General features: G+C 38.8%; 14 protein-coding genes. 9 read left to right on the top strand and 5 right to left on the bottom strand.

The genetic code is table 11. From position 1 onward, the window contains the following. The 7 genes from ABE954_RS21575 to mutM are packed head-to-tail and all read left to right on the top strand — an operon-like array spanning window position 1 to window position 7198. The gene (locus tag ABE954_RS21575; protein ID WP_042846736.1) at window positions 1–1125 is read left to right on the top strand and encodes a glycosyltransferase family 4 protein; all 1125 of its coding nucleotides are present in this window, start codon (window positions 1–3) and stop codon (window positions 1123–1125) included. Continuing rightward, window positions 1118–1915 (top strand): lipopolysaccharide core heptose(I) kinase RfaP, encoded by a 798-nt coding sequence (gene rfaP, locus ABE954_RS21570; RefSeq protein ID WP_166685536.1) that lies wholly within the window; start codon window positions 1118–1120, stop codon window positions 1913–1915. The genes ABE954_RS21575 and rfaP overlap by 8 nt, the downstream gene beginning before the upstream one ends. 29 nt (window positions 1916–1944) lie before the next feature. Next, window positions 1945–2958: a lipopolysaccharide 3-alpha-galactosyltransferase gene (gene waaO / locus ABE954_RS21565; RefSeq protein WP_166686672.1), complete on the top strand. Its 1014-nt coding sequence runs from the start codon at window positions 1945–1947 to the stop codon at window positions 2956–2958. Between the two features lie 14 nt (window positions 2959–2972). Then, window positions 2973–4211: an O-antigen ligase RfaL gene (rfaL, locus tag ABE954_RS21560; RefSeq protein ID WP_166686671.1), complete on the top strand. Its 1239-nt coding sequence runs from the start codon at window positions 2973–2975 to the stop codon at window positions 4209–4211. Beyond that, the gene (locus ABE954_RS21555; protein WP_166686670.1) at window positions 4204–5220 is read left to right on the top strand and encodes a glycosyltransferase; all 1017 of its coding nucleotides are present in this window, start codon (window positions 4204–4206) and stop codon (window positions 5218–5220) included. The genes rfaL and ABE954_RS21555 overlap by 8 nt, the downstream gene beginning before the upstream one ends. Window position 5221: 1 nt before the next feature. Next, window positions 5222–6367, top strand: a complete 1146-nt coding sequence (locus ABE954_RS21550) for a glycosyltransferase (RefSeq protein ID WP_226619026.1) — start codon at window positions 5222–5224, stop codon at window positions 6365–6367. 21 nt (window positions 6368–6388) lie between these two features. Next, complete coding sequence (gene mutM / locus ABE954_RS21545) at window positions 6389–7198, top strand: bifunctional DNA-formamidopyrimidine glycosylase/DNA-(apurinic or apyrimidinic site) lyase (protein ID WP_240133601.1); 810 nt, start codon at window positions 6389–6391, stop codon at window positions 7196–7198. Between the two features lie 10 nt (window positions 7199–7208). Here the strand turns inward: mutM and coaD are convergent, their stop codons facing one another. Next, window positions 7209–7694 carry a pantetheine-phosphate adenylyltransferase gene (gene coaD / locus ABE954_RS21540; protein WP_042846826.1) on the bottom strand — a complete coding sequence of 162 codons (486 nt, stop codon included), beginning with the start codon at window positions 7692–7694 and terminating at the stop codon, window positions 7209–7211. A 202-nt stretch (window positions 7695–7896) separates the two neighbouring features. Here coaD and waaA point away from each other — a divergent pair, with 202 nt between their 5' ends. Together waaA and ABE954_RS21530 are read left to right on the top strand one after the other, a co-directional pair. After that, on the top strand, window positions 7897–9177 hold the full coding sequence (waaA, locus tag ABE954_RS21535; RefSeq protein WP_371025682.1) for a lipid IV(A) 3-deoxy-D-manno-octulosonic acid transferase: 1281 nt from the start codon (window positions 7897–7899) through the stop codon (window positions 9175–9177). A gap of 199 nt (window positions 9178–9376) precedes the next feature. After that, a complete protein-coding gene (locus tag ABE954_RS21530; RefSeq protein ID WP_129467275.1) occupies window positions 9377–10837 on the top strand; it encodes a glycosyltransferase family 39 protein in 1461 nt (486 codons plus the stop codon). A gap of 50 nt (window positions 10838–10887) precedes the next feature. Here ABE954_RS21530 and yibB read toward each other — a convergent pair whose 3' ends face one another. The 4 genes from yibB to rfaD form a co-directional block, all read right to left on the bottom strand. Beyond that, window positions 10888–11748, bottom strand: coding sequence for a protein YibB (yibB, locus tag ABE954_RS21525; RefSeq protein WP_166686668.1), 861 nt, complete (start codon window positions 11746–11748; stop codon window positions 10888–10890). A 96-nt stretch (window positions 11749–11844) separates the two neighbouring features. Next, entirely contained in the window at window positions 11845–12807 is a 963-nt protein-coding gene (gene rfaC / locus ABE954_RS21520; protein ID WP_166686667.1) for a lipopolysaccharide heptosyltransferase RfaC, read from the bottom strand. Beyond that, the gene (gene rfaF, locus ABE954_RS21515) at window positions 12807–13853 is read right to left on the bottom strand and encodes an ADP-heptose--LPS heptosyltransferase RfaF (RefSeq protein ID WP_166686666.1); all 1047 of its coding nucleotides are present in this window, start codon (window positions 13851–13853) and stop codon (window positions 12807–12809) included. Before rfaF ends, rfaC begins: the two co-directional genes overlap by 1 nt. 9 nt (window positions 13854–13862) lie before the next feature. Next, window positions 13863–14801 (bottom strand): ADP-glyceromanno-heptose 6-epimerase, encoded by a 939-nt coding sequence (gene rfaD / locus ABE954_RS21510; RefSeq protein ID WP_042846722.1) that lies wholly within the window; start codon window positions 14799–14801, stop codon window positions 13863–13865. Window positions 14802–14873 lie beyond the last annotated feature (72 nt).

Below are 14873 nucleotides of genomic sequence, written 5' to 3'. Positions count from 1 at the left end.
ATGAATGTGGCATTCTGCTTATATAAATATTTCCCGTATGGTGGTCTACAGCGGGATTTTCTGCGTATTGCTACTGAATGCCAGTCACGTGGTCACCATGTTCGAGTGTATACCCAATCATGGGACGGTGATCAGCCTGATGGCTTTGAAATTATCATTGTACCGGTGACATCAAACACGAATCATGGCCGTAATACTCAATATTGCCATTGGGTTTTAGACCATTTGCAGCATCACCCAGTAGACCGTATTGTCGGTTTTAATAAAATGCCCGGCTTAGATATCTATTACGCTGCTGATGTGTGCTATGCCCAAAAAGTTGCGGAAGAAAAAGGTTTCTTTTATAAGCTAACCCCGCGTTATAAGCATTACGCAGCATTTGAAAAAGCTGTTTTTGCAGTGGGTAAGCCCACCCAATTATTGATGTTAACGCCACATCAAATTAGCCATTTTAAAACGCATTATGGGACAGAGAACCAACGTTTCCATATGCTTCCTCCAGGTATTGCTAAAAGTATAAAATACGACCAGCAAATACCGAATGCGAAACAGGTCTATCGCCAAAAAAATCAAATACCAGAATCTGCATTTTTATTGTTGCAAGTGGGTTCTGATTTTAGGCGTAAAGGTGTTGATAGAACATTAAAAGCGGTTGCTGCGCTCCCTGAAGATATTAAAAAAAATACGCTGCTGATGGTGGTTGGGCAAGATAAACCAGCAAAATACCAACGTTTAGCTGAAACACTTGGGATTGGGCAGCAAGTTTCTTTCTTTAGTGGTCGTAATGATATTGCCGAATTAATGGCAGCTGCCGATATATTAATGCATCCAGCTTATCAAGAAGCAGCAGGTATTGTGTTATTAGAAGCTATTACTGCAGGATTACCTATTATAGTGACGGAAGTATGTGGCTACGCTTCATTTATTGAGCAAGCCCAATGCGGTATGGTTATCAAAGAACCATTTGAGCAATCAGCTTTAAACTTAGCATTAGAAAATAGCCTAAAAAATTCTGTTCAGCTTGTACAATGGGCTCGAAATGCACAGTATTTTGCAGATACAGAAGATTTGTATAGCCTACCAGAAAAGGCTGCGGATATTATTTTAGGGTGCTCAAATGATTGAATTGAAAACGCCTTTCAGTGAATTATGGAAAAATAAAGATCCATTTGTTGAAAGCGATAAATTACATGGTGAAGTCTTCCGTGCATTAGAGTCGCGTAAAACATTACGTTTTGAAATTGAAGGGCGAAGCTATTTTATAAAGATCCACTATGGCACAACACTAAAAGAAGTTTTAAAAAATCTATTTTCTTTCCGTTTACCTGTTTTAGGGGCTGATAGAGAATGGAATGCTATCCATCAACTTACTAAAGTGGGCGTTGATACTATGAATGGGCGGGCATTCGGGCAAAAAGGGCTTAACCCTCTTCGCCGACATTCATTTATTATCACTGAAGATTTGACCCCGACGGTGAGTTTAGAGGATTATTGTGCAAATTGGCTAGATGAGCCTCCGGCATTTCGTACCAAGCAAATGATTATTCGTCGGGTTGCGGACATGGTACGTAAGATGCACGCGACAGGTATTAACCACCGAGATTGCTATATTTGCCATTTTTTACTTCATTTACCTTTTACGGGCAATGAAGACGATTTAAAAATATCCGTTATTGACTTACATCGTGCACAACTTAGAAATTCGGTTCCCATTCGTTGGCGCAATAAAGATTTAATTGGGTTATATTATTCTTCATTGAACATTGGGCTAACTCAGCGTGATATTTTTCGGTTTATGAAGGTATACTTTGAGTTGCCGCTAAGAACAATTTTGCAGCGGGAAAGGCACTTAATAGCCAAAGCTGAAAGTAAAGCAGAGCAAATTAAAGAACGTACAATAAGAAAGTCATTGTAAATGAAATTGAGATAAGAGAGATAAACTAAATGTTTTTCAATAAGGACAATGCGATAACAAAGCAAATTGATTTATCCTCAACTGGCGCGGTCGTTAGTGATGATAGCTTGCATATTTCATATGGGATTGACCGTAATTTTCTATATGGCTGTGGAATTTCAATTGCATCTTTATTAAAAACAAATAGAGATATTTCTTTTTCATTTCATATTTTTACTGATTATTTTGACGATGAGCAAAGCCGCCTTTTTCAACAACTAGCTGAACAATATAAAACCAGTATTCAGGTTTATTTAGTTGATTGCGAACAACTAAAAACACTGCCAAGTACCAAAAATTGGTCATATGCTACGTATTTTAGATTTATTATTGCTGATTATTTTGCAAATCAGCTAGAAAGAATAATCTATATGGATGCGGATATTATGTGCCAGGGTTCATTGCAACCATTATTGAGTATTCAATTTACTGGTGATGAGATCGCAGCGGTGGTACCTGAAAGGGATATGGCTTGGTGGGAAAAAAGGGCAACAGCCTTAGGGGTACCTAGCATTACATCTGGGTATTTTAATGCTGGCTTTTTAGTCATTAATTTAGTTAATTGGGCTAAGTACAATATATCAGAGAAAGCAATGGAGTTACTTTCTCAAGAAGAAGTCAAAGCGAAAATATCGTATCTTGATCAAGATATTTTAAATATGCTACTGACGTGTAAAGTTATTTATTTAGATGGAAAATATAATACCCAATATAGTATAAACTACGAGCTTCAAAAGGGTAAAAAAGAGAACCCAATCACTTCAGAAACGGTATTAATTCATTATATTGGCCCAACTAAGCCTTGGCATGAATGGGCGAATTACTCAACAGCTCAGCCCTTTATTAATGCAAAAAACGCGTCACCATGGAAAGACATCCCGTTACTGAAGGCTAAAAGCAGTAATCATTTGCGTTACTGTGCGAAGCATATGTTTAACCAGGGGAAAATTCTCCTTGGTATAAAAAATAATCTTCAGTATTTTTGGGTTAAATTAAGTAAATAATAATTGGGTAAGTTATGTCTTTTTTAGAAAGAAATCAAAATATTCTCTCAAAGTATAATAAGGCTTTGGTGCTAATCTTTGTTGTCCTTTTTTTTGTGGAGAATGTAACCAGATATAAGCACATACTATTTTATTTGATGATAGCTACATCTTTGGTTTATCTATCTTTAGATACAAAAAAAGTGCTAAAAAGATTAAGCAACAAACTTTTATATTTAGTTGTTGCTTTTTCTTTTTTTCTTTATGTATCAATATCTTACTCGAATATATTAAGTGTGTCCATTAAAACTATTAACAATAATTTATTGAATTATGGAATACTAAGTTTATCACTTTTATTGCCGATTATTTTATATAGAGAAAGCCTAAAAGATATTTCAAAATTACTATTAACGAGTTTTACTTCATCGTTAGGCTTTGTTTTACTTGTTGAGTTATACCGCTACTACATAGCTTATCAGCAGGGTATTTTACCGTTTACTACCTACGATTTTAGGAATGTTTCAGATGCGTTAGTTTTCTTCTTTCCAATACTTCCTATTCTTTGGTATTTATTGCCTAAATCTAAACTTATTTATTTCTATATTTTAAGTATTGTATTTCTGTTTGTTTTACTTGGAACGCTAGCTCGAGGGGCATGGATTGCAGTTGCAGTCGCTGGGTTATTATTCTTGTGTTTTAAACGTCCTTGGAAGCTAATTGGGGTTGTATTATGCCTTTCGGTAATTTCGCTTGTTTCAATTAAATTACTTTATCCCGATACAAGTAAAAAACTATTTTATAAGTTGGAGCAGACAGATAGTTCTTACCGATATACTAATGGAACCCAAGGAACCGCTTTTGAGCTTATACTGGAAAATCCTATTATTGGATATGGTTTTGGTGATAAAATCTACCATGAAAAGTACAATAGTGTTGTAAAAACTCATCCGGAATGGAAATTTAAGCGGTCTATTGGACCCCATAATATTTGGCTTTATATTTGGTTTGGTGCGGGTATTTCTGGGCTAGCGATATTTAGTGCGGTATTTTTATCAATGTGCTATTCCTCAATGAAAGGGATAAAAAATAGTTCTGATGAACCAGAAGTTTACTTTGCCTTCATTGCATTGCTGTTAAGTCTTATTAGTTTTTATCTCGTTCGTGGGATGTTTGAACAAGTGGACCTTAAACCTTTAGGCGTTCTTTTAGGTTTTTTAATCGCCATGATGGGACATAGTTCAACTAAGCAGAAGAGAGTGTGCCATGAATAACCTGATAACAAATAAATATCTGCTAAATGATGGAGCTAATACTAGTAATGCTTCATTACCATGTCTTGATGTTATTTATGGTTCGGATGAAAACTATCAGTTTGGTGCGGGTGTTTCAGCGGTCTCTTTACTTATTAATAACCCAAATACGTTCTTCAGATTTCATTATTTTTTAGATAAAGTCAGTGCTAGCTTTTTAGAGAAGTTGAAGGTTATTTCTCATCAGTTTCCAGCTGAATTTTATATTTATGAATTGGATAATCAATTACTCAAAACATTGCCAGCTTCTGATATTTGGTCTTCAGCAATGTATTTTCGATTAGTTGCTTTAGATTACCTCTCAAAAGATTATGATTTTGCTTTATATTTGGATGCAGATGTTATCTGTAATGGCCAATTGAATTTGTCGGCTGATTTAATTAAAAATAAAGTTTGTGGTGTTATTGCCGACGACATCGGTGTAAGAACAAAAAGTGAAACACGGCTTCACACTCCAAAGTTAGCTGAGACCTATTTTAACTCGGGTGTTATGTTTGTGAACTTAAAAGAATGGCACGATAAACGAGTCACTCAGCAATCTTTCGAATTGTTATCTGCAGAAAATGCGAAACAACGATTTAAATACCCAGATCAAGATGTATTAAACCTTATTTTAAGGAATGACCTGATACTACTTGAACAGAAGTATAATACGGTTTATACACTAAAAAATGAACTGTATGACCGAACCCATCAAAAATATCAGACTATTATTTCACCTAAAACAGTTTTAATTCATTACACTGGTGTGAGCAAGCCTTGGCATACATGGGCGGACTATCCTTCTTCTCAGCCTTTTTATAAAGCATTAGCGCGATCACCTTGGACAAAGGATGATTTAAAGTGTGCCACTAAATTTGCTGAAAGGAAAAAAGAGTACAAGCACTTATTAAAGCAAGGCTCTTATTTATCAGGTATTTTGTCAGGCATATATTACTTGTTTGAAAAACACACAAAAAAAAGAAAATAATATGATGGTTAATAAGATTGTCTTAACAGTTTCACCTATATTTTCTATACCCCCTAAAAGTGCGGCTGCAATTGAATCGTGGATGTACAATGTCGCTAAACGATTAGACATTGAAAACCGAATCGTTTGTATACGAAATGATGGTTATACCGCTCATTCTGTTGTTAATGAGTATTGTGAAATTGAGCGTATTAGGTTTGGAAAAGTGTATACAAGACTATTTAAGAAATGGACAAGGTTAGACCCATATTCTTATGCCGATAGGATAGTCAAAATTAAACATCAATTTTCGCCAAATCCAAATGAAAGTGTTATTTTTGTTCACAATCATATTAAATCCTTCAAAAAAATAATTAAGAAAGAAGGACATAATAATGTTGTGTTACACATGCATAATTTGTACGAGCCTAAAGATGTCCCTGAAGATATAAAAATCATTGTGCCAAGCCATTTTATGAAAAATTGGTACAGAGAACGTTTACCAAATGCGCTTATTGAAGTTGTTCGTAATGGGTTTGATGGTGAAATTTATGCTCAGCCACCTGAGGTCAAGCGTGAGGATTTTGGGCTAACAGCAGAAGATAAAATAGTTTTATTCGCTGGCCGGATCGCTAGAGATAAAGGGTTACTTGAATTAATGCAGGCGTGCGAGACTTTCTTTAAAGAAGACCCTCGTCATAAGCTCGTCATTGTAGGTGACCCAAATGCTGCATTAAAAGGTGAACTAGCGCAATATCAAGACGAAGTAAAAGATTATGCAAAAAATTTGGGTGAGCAGTGCATTTTCTTAGGTGGTGTTCATCCTGAAAAAATTCGGCACTATTATTCTCTTGCAGATTTGATTGCTGTACCTTCCATCGCTCCAGAGCCATTTTGTATGGTTGCATTAGAGGCGATGGCTTCGGGTCGCCCTGTGATAGCGAGCCAGCGAGGAGCAATGGTAGAGTTTATTTCCCATAATGAAACTGGGTTTATTTTCAGGGAGCCGCTTTCGCCTTTGAGTATGGCGGAGGATATTATTAGCGCGTTAAATCACCCAAATAGCCAAGAAATAGCCTATCATGCTAAAAAATATGCTTATGATAATTTCACTTGGGAAATTGTTAGAGATGAGTTCATGAGGGTAATTGCGAAATGGTATCCCTAATCGAGAAATGCGAGTTTATATATGCCAGAACTACCAGAAGTCGAAACAAGCCGTCGTGGTATCGAACCCCATTTGGTTGGTAATACAATATCTTATGCCATTGTACGTAACGGTCGTTTACGTTGGCCAGTTAGTGAACAAATTAAAAGTTTATCAGATCAAGCGGTTTTGAGTGTTCAACGCCGTGCAAAATATTTGCTGATTGAATTGCAAACAGGGTGGATTATTGTACATCTTGGTATGTCTGGTAGTGTCCGAATTTTAACGGAAGAATTACCTGAAGAAAAACATGACCATGTAGACCTCATTATGCGTGATGGCAAAGTACTTCGCTATACCGACCCTCGGCGTTTCGGCGCTTGGCTTTGGTGTGATGACTTAGAAACCAGCTCTGTACTTGCGCATTTAGGCCCTGAACCGCTATCTGATGCTTTTAATCCTCACTATCTTTATGAATTAGCTCAAAAAAAGAAAGTTGCTATCAAGCCTTGGTTAATGGATAACAAAGTTGTAGTTGGTGTTGGTAATATTTATGCTAATGAAGCCTTATTTGCGGCAAAAATTTCACCCGAAAAAATTACCAATACACTAACTTTGGAAGAGGTTGCTGAATTAGTTCAACAAATTAAAAAAGTTTTACAGCGCTCTATCGAACAAGGTGGCACAACGTTGAAAGATTTTTTGCAATCGGATGGTAAGCCGGGCTACTTTGCTCAAGAGCTGTTCGTGTATGGCAAAAAAGGCGAACCCTGTTCAATGTGTGGAACACCAATTGAAAGTATTAAACAGGGCCAACGTAGCACCTTTTTTTGCCCGCAATGCCAAAAGTAGTAGGTACTTACTATTTTTTATTGAGCTTCTTTAACATTGCCTCAGCAACGACTGGGGGCAAGAAAGAAGAAATATCACCATCATGAAGTGCAACATCCTTTATTAAAGATGAAGAAACAAAGGATAAACTTTGTGATGGTAATAAAAATACGGTTTCTAAATCCGGCACAAAGTGGCGGTTCATATTTGCCAGTTGCCACTCATACTCAAAATCGGCGACCGAGCGAACACCTCGAATAAGAATATTGGCCCCATTCTTTTGTGCAAAATTTGCCATTAGTTCAGAAAAACCAACGACTTCTACATTATTAAGATGAGAAGTGACTTCTTTAGCAAGAGCAACACGTTCATCAAGTGAGAACATTGGGTTCTTTCGTTGGCTATTAGCAATAGCGAGTAGGACATGGTCAAACATTGCTGCTGCACGAGTAACAATATCAACATGTCCAGATGTAACCGGGTCAAACGTACCAGGGTAAATAGCCTTGTGTTTCATGGCGATAGTATCTCTTTGTTTGCTATTACTTATTCTAAAAAACAGCATGAATAAGCGTTGATAGTAATTAACATTATCGGCTATCTGGCATGGTTGCAACTGTAGATAGTGGTCTGTTATCATTTTTAGGTGCATATTCTGCACACTTTTATTTGAGCTTTATGCTAAGATAGCGCCAATTTTGGTAAGTGAATCAGAACGAATGTTATTGCTGCGTTTATATCAGGTACTTCTTTATCTTATCCAGCCATTTATATGGGTTCGCCTATTGCTGCGCAGCCGTAAAGCGCCTGCGTATCGTAAACGGTGGGGCGAGCGCTATGGTTTTTGCGCGGGGAAAGTAAGGCCTCAAGGTATTTTGCTCCATTCAGTCTCTGTTGGGGAGACTCTCGCGGCGGTTCCTCTTGTTCGCGCACTTCGCCATCACTATCCCTCATTACCAATTACTGTGACGACGATGACGCCAACTGGCTCTGAGCGTGTACTTTCTGCTTTTGGTGATGATGTTGACCACGTTTACTTGCCTTATGACCTTCCCGGTTCAATGCGCCGTTTTCTTAAACAAGTAGACCCTAAACTTGTGATTATCATGGAAACTGAGTTATGGCCAAACATGATAAATCAGCTCCATAAACGTAAAATTCCTTTGGTTATTGCCAATGCACGGTTATCTGAGCGTTCCGCTCGGGGGTATCAAAAACTCGGCAATTTTGTAAAACGGATGCTGCGTAATGTCACGATAGTTGCTTCCCAGCACCAGGAGGATGGCGAGCGCTTTGTTCAACTTGGGTTAAGGCGAATGCAACTGAATGTGACGGGGAGCTTAAAGTTCGATATTTCTGTGACACCTGAATTGGCTGTTAGGGCAATAACATTGCGTAGGCAATGGGCTGCTCACCGCCCTGTTTGGATTGCTACGAGTACACACGAAGGTGAAGAAGCAATTGTATTAGAAACACATCAAAAATTGTTAGCTCGCTTTCCTGACTTACTATTAATTTTGGTTCCTCGTCATCCTGAACGTTTTGCCAAAGCAGAGGAACTCACTCAAAAAGCAGGTTTAACATTTATTCGCCGTAGTGCCAATACTGTCCCAACATCTGATATACAAGTGGTTATTGGCGATACGATGGGGGAGTTAATGCTGCTATACGGTATTGCAGATATTGCATTTGTCGGGGGAAGTTTAGTTGAAACAGGGGGGCATAACCCTCTTGAAGCCGCTGCTCATGCTTTACCTGTTTTAATGGGGCCTCATACGTTCAATTTCAAAGATATCTGTGGGAAATTAAAACAAGCAGATGGTTTAATTACGGTAACAGATAGTGAATCGATGGTTCAAGCAGTGACCAGTTTGCTTTCTGATGAAGATTACCGGTTATATTATGGTCGACATGCTGCAGAAGTGCTGCATGAAAATCAAGGGGCCTTACAGCGCCTCTTGAAATTACTGCAACCTTATTTGCCTCCGAAAGAACAATAGTCGTCAATAAAGTCTTTTCTCGAGTAGAAACTTGAACATTACAGCAATAAACTGTGAATATTTCATGGCATACCTTAGTATTATTCCTAAACTATAGTAGACTGCACCGTTTATTATTGAGCCGTTCTAGTTTGGTTTATTGCACTTGAAGTCGCACCCAAATGGAATGTTGAAATTTTTTCTTATCTTTTAAGACTATATGCCTGCTATCAATCAATCAATATCAAATAAATATGTCTATCTATGGGTTATAGGCTACGCTATCGCTTGGATCTTAGCGAGTTTCTATTTTGACCCAACGGTACCTTATGACACTGTAGAAGCAGTGAATTGGGGAATGAATGGCGAATGGGGCTCCCCTAAAAACCCATGGTTTGTTGGGGTATTGATGTGGCCTGCAATTTATTTAGGGATATCATATAGCTTCTATTGGTATTTTATCCATTTTGCGGGTATTGCATTTGGTTTGCTTGGTGTGTGGAAACTCGCTTTTCATTTAACAGGGCGTCGTGACCTAGCTTGGTTTGCGATGCTGATGTTAAATTTATCAGGTGTAATTAATTTCGATATCATTCCATATAATGATAACTATATTTTAGTGACTTTATGGCCATGGACTATTTACTTCTTTCTACGCGCTGTAGATGACAACCCTGCATGGTGGCTACCTTTTGCCTTGTTTGCAGGGTTGGCCACGATGGGGAAATACTCAACTTTAGCTTTAGTTGGCTCTGTTTTCTTGTTAACACTATTTGTAAAGCAGGTTCGCCAAAGTTATCGCCACCCCGTTTTTTATCTCGCAATTGCCCTTTGGTTTGGGCTGGTATTACCGAATTTCTTTTGGTTAATGGCGAGTGATTTTTCTGCGTTTAAATGGGTTGATTCGCAAATTGACCCTGGTTTTAATTTGCATACAACTCAAGCTGCGCTTAGTGTTTTTTACCCACTAATCATTGCTGCTGTGATCGTTTATCGTGGTGGCGGTAAGTTAGGCTGGCCGAAACCTATTGCCAATAGAATGGCTAATTTTATTATCTTATTTCCACTTATTGTGATTTATGGCTGGTTTTCATTCCATGATGGCGGTCGGATCACCGAATGGTTACAACCATTTATGGCCGTTTGCGCACCGTTATTTGTTGGTTCGATCACGGTGCTGCCGAAAAAACCCTTTAAAAAATCATTAGTGGGCTTTGCCGTTTTTGGTGCTTTAGTGTTAGTCGGGTATATCACGGTGCAAGCGGCAAACATCCGTGGAGCAGGGCAAAAATTTATTGGTGTCAAAGACCTGATTGCAGAAGGTGAGCAACGTTGGTATCAGCGATATGGTACGCCAGTTAAATATGTTGGTGGGGAAGATAACCAGTATCAATGGTTTATCATTTACGCAAAAGATAGGCCGCATGTGATCCAACCTTGGTCGATGGAAAAACATATGCCACCAAATGTATATAATCGTGATATTACCGAAGCGGAAATTCGCCAGCATGGTGCATTGCTACTCGGCAAAAAATATGATGATTGTGCCCATGAGAATTTTGCTAAAGTACGTAAGTTTTGGCCGCAATTTACGATAGAAAAAGAAGATGTGATTTACCGTTCTGAACCGGATGCCGCACCTGAAACCATGTGCTTTGGGTTTATTGCGCCGGAGAAATAGATGAAACCCGCCTTGTAGAGACAAGGTGGTTTTTTGAATTAAATAATATATTATTTAATTCTTCTTAGTAAGATCTCTAGGCGTGTTAAGTAATTAACTTTTGAGCCTTTATTAAATAATCTAAATACTTTAAACCACTCCATATGACCGAGATAGTTTAATTTAAATAAACTAGGTTTTTGACTAGCACAAATTAAAAACACGCCTTGGTCATCATCAATAACACCAGATTGTATTAATTTTTTCTGTATTTGAAAAACAAGCTGGTAAAATTCAATCCACTTTTCTTTGGTGGCAACAATCACACCACCAATAATATAGGTTTCATTGTTGATGACTTTGTCCATTACAGCTTGTTCATTTTGCAAATCCAAATCTTTTTTTATAGAAAAAAGATGAACTTTACTACGATCAAATGGATGAGCCCACTTAACTAATCCATATCGTGTTTTTTCTCTACGGATGTAACCAAAATCGACCCATGCAATGAGTTCCTGGCCCGAGAGTCCGGACTTAATGGCTTTATGAATAAAATAAGGTTTCAAATTGTTAATTAATACATATTCGGCAGACCAATATTCAGGATTTTGTAATTGTTCTATCTTTATAAGACTTTTAAATGAATAACTGTGCTGAATAGAAGATATTTTTTCTATTATATATTTAAATTTTTGATGTAGATTAATAGTAATTATATGAGTAGGTTTACCCTCTCTAAGTTTAAGGACTTTATCTTTTAAATCTGGGGAGGTAAAAACAATGATTTTATTATCAAGTTTAGCCAATCGTTGAAAGTGTTCAAAGTAAGTATCTGCGGTTCTTTCTAATCTATCGGAGCGACCACTCTTGGCATTCCAATTTCCTCTACCGATGTCAAAAAATGCCGTTATGATTGTAATTGAATTATTCATTATAATTAATGTCTGGTATTGAGTAGACGAAAAAAGATTGCCTACGTAAATGATGCGGTAAAAAGATTAAAAGGCTTGAGTAGCTAAGATACCTTTCTATAGAAAATGTTTCAACTGTTCATAAGTGTAGATAGCATTTATATCCTCAATATGGTTATTCGGAGATTTAATCGTATGCTGCCCTTGCCCATATCCCCCAATCAACCCTGGGTCAGTGGGCCCAAACAGGGTGAAATTGGGTTTATCAAGCGCAGCAGTCAAATGGCTAAGCCCAGTATCGACAGAAACCACTGCTTTAGCATTAGCAATTTGTTGTGCAACCTCAGCTAAAGTCAGTTTTGGTAATACCTCGACAAAATCAAAGCCTTTCGCTAACCGCTCTGCACGTTGTTGCTCATGAGGCGCACCCCACGGCAGTTTAATTTGAATACCACTATTCGCCATTAAGCTAATGAGTTCTCGCCAGTTTTCTTCTGGCCAGTGTTTATCATCGCGGGTTGTTGAATGCAAAAAGACGACGTAAGGGCTTTGCCCATCTTCAGATGATTGTAAAAAATGGCGTGCAATGGCGTAATCCCCTTGCTGTGTTGGGCAATCATAATTAAGGCTTTTGGCAAACAGTTGGCGGATGCGTTCGACAGCATGTTGTTGTTTACTAATTGCATAACGGTGGTCATAGAACCAACTGGCTAACGGCTCGCGAATACTATGGCGGTCGTACCCATGTTTGTCACCCTTTGCTAAACGGGTGACAAGAAAAGCGCTCTTTAATAACCCTTGAGCATCAATGATGGCGTCATACTGTGTTGCTTGTAATTTCTTGCGAAATTCTGCGCGTTCGGCCCTGATCGGTGCAGAAAACCAATTTTTTCGCCAGCGGCGAATGGCCACAGGGATCACTTGGTTAACGGCACTGTGCCATGTCGGAATTTGCGCGAAGCCTTCCTCAACGACCCAATCAAATTGGATACCGGGTATGGCTTGTTGTGCATCTGTCAGTGCTGGTAATGAGTGTAAAACATCTCCCATTGAAGATGTCTTGACTAATAATACTCTCATTATTCAATACCTATATTTAACCGAGCTAACGCATCGATAACTAATTGAGGTTGGATATCAATCAAACTTTGGTGATAACCACTTTCACCGTCACCTTTACGCACTTTGTGATACCCCGTAATTAGGCGGATCACTTCTGCTTTATCTGATAATGGCGGGGTGAAATCAGGGCTACTTGGGCCATATAAGGCGACAAGAGGTTTACCTAGCGCTGCTGCGACATGCATCAAACCAGAGTCATTACTGACAACGGCAGTACAGGCATCGATCAGATTCACAGCTTGTTCTAAAGATGTTTTTCCTGAAAAATTATGGCAATGTAATTTCGCATCATCAGTCAGCTCTAAACGAATGGCTTCACCGGCTTCGTGGTCTTTTTGTGAACCAAATAGCAGCACCTGATAGCCTTTTTCGCTAATTAATGTTTGAGCGAGAGAAGCGTAGTGATAGTGTGGCCAACGTTTGGCTGGCCCGAACTCTGCACCAGGGCAAAAACCAATAATAGGGCGAGAACCATCAACCCCAAAAGTTTGCAGGGTTTCAGTGACTTCTTGCGGCACAGTCACCAGTTTAGGCGGTAAAATTGGTGCCGGAATATCGGAAGCTGATTGAATAGTTTGCTTATCATAAGCTAGAGCAACATATCGCTGCACCATTAAAGGAAAAGCGTCTTTATTTAGTGGGCGAATATCATTGAGTAGGCCATAGCGCATTTCTCCCCGCCACCCGGTTCTTTTGGGGATTCTTGCAAAGAAAGGCACAAATGCAGACTTCAAAGAATTGGGTAACACAATAGCTTGATCATAGCCATTTGCTTGCAAACTTTTGCCTAATCGACGACGTTCACCAATTTCAAGTGCCCCATGGCCTAGCGGCATAGGAATTGCGTTACTGACTTCGGGCATTTTGGCAAGTAAAGGGCGACACCATTGTGGCGCCATCACATCAATCTGCGCATGGGGCTGTAACGCCTTTATTGTGCGATAAAGGCTCTGTGACATCATCATATCCCCTACCCAAGAAGGGCCGATCACCAATATTTTCATAAATAATAATTACGCGTCTTTATTTAGCCATTGCATATATTCAGCAACACCTTCTGCAACCGTCTTAAATGGTGCAGTATAGCCGGCGGCACGTAGCTTAGTGAGGTCAGCTTGTGTGAAGCTTTGGTAGCGGCCTTTTAATTTTTCAGGGAATTCAATATATTCGATAGCGACATTTTTATCTTTGTGGAATTCAGTGACTGCATCAGCAACGGCTTGGAAAGATTCCGCTCGCCCTGTACCGCAGTTAAAAATACCTGAAACATTATTTTCCCAGAACCACAAGTTAACCGCGGCTACATCACCGACATAAATAAAGTCACGACGGAAACCATCGCTACCTTCGAACAGTTTTGGACTTTGCCCTTCATTAATTTGCTTATTTAGGTGATAAGCAACGCTTGCCATGCTGCCTTTATGGTTTTCATTTGGCCCATAGACGTTGAAATAACGGAAGCCACAGACTTGCGAACCCGCTTCAGGCAAAATTTCGCGAACGTATTGGTCAAACTGGAATTTTGAATAGCCATATACATTCAACGGTTTTTCAAATTGGCGCTCTTCGATAAAATTATCGCTACGGCCGCCATATGTCGCCGCTGATGAGGCGTATAAGAAGGGAATTTCCCGCTCTAAACAGTAGTGTAGTAACTCTTTAGAATATTGATAGTTATTATCCATCATATATTTGCCATCCCACTCAGTGGTTGATGAGCAAGCACCTTCATGGAATACCGCGTCTACATCACCGAAATCATCACCGGCAATGATACTAACAATAAAATCTTCTTTGTCTGCGTAATCGGCAATATCAAGGTCAACAAGGTTGGCAAATTTAGTGCCATCTTTCAGATTATCGACTACTAGGATATCTGTGCGGCCAATTGCGTTTAGAGCTCTAATAATATTGCTGCCAATAAAGCCAGCTCCACCAGTGACTATGATCATTGGATATACCTCAAATGGGTTAAAAAAATAGAATAACAATGGGTGACTATAATAACACCTCTTTCCATTGAC

This window comes from Providencia sp. TYF-12 (assembly GCF_041344805.1).
Taxonomy (GTDB): domain Bacteria; phylum Pseudomonadota; class Gammaproteobacteria; order Enterobacterales; family Enterobacteriaceae; genus Providencia; species Providencia huashanensis.
This window is presented reverse-complemented; position numbering and strand designations above follow the sequence as displayed.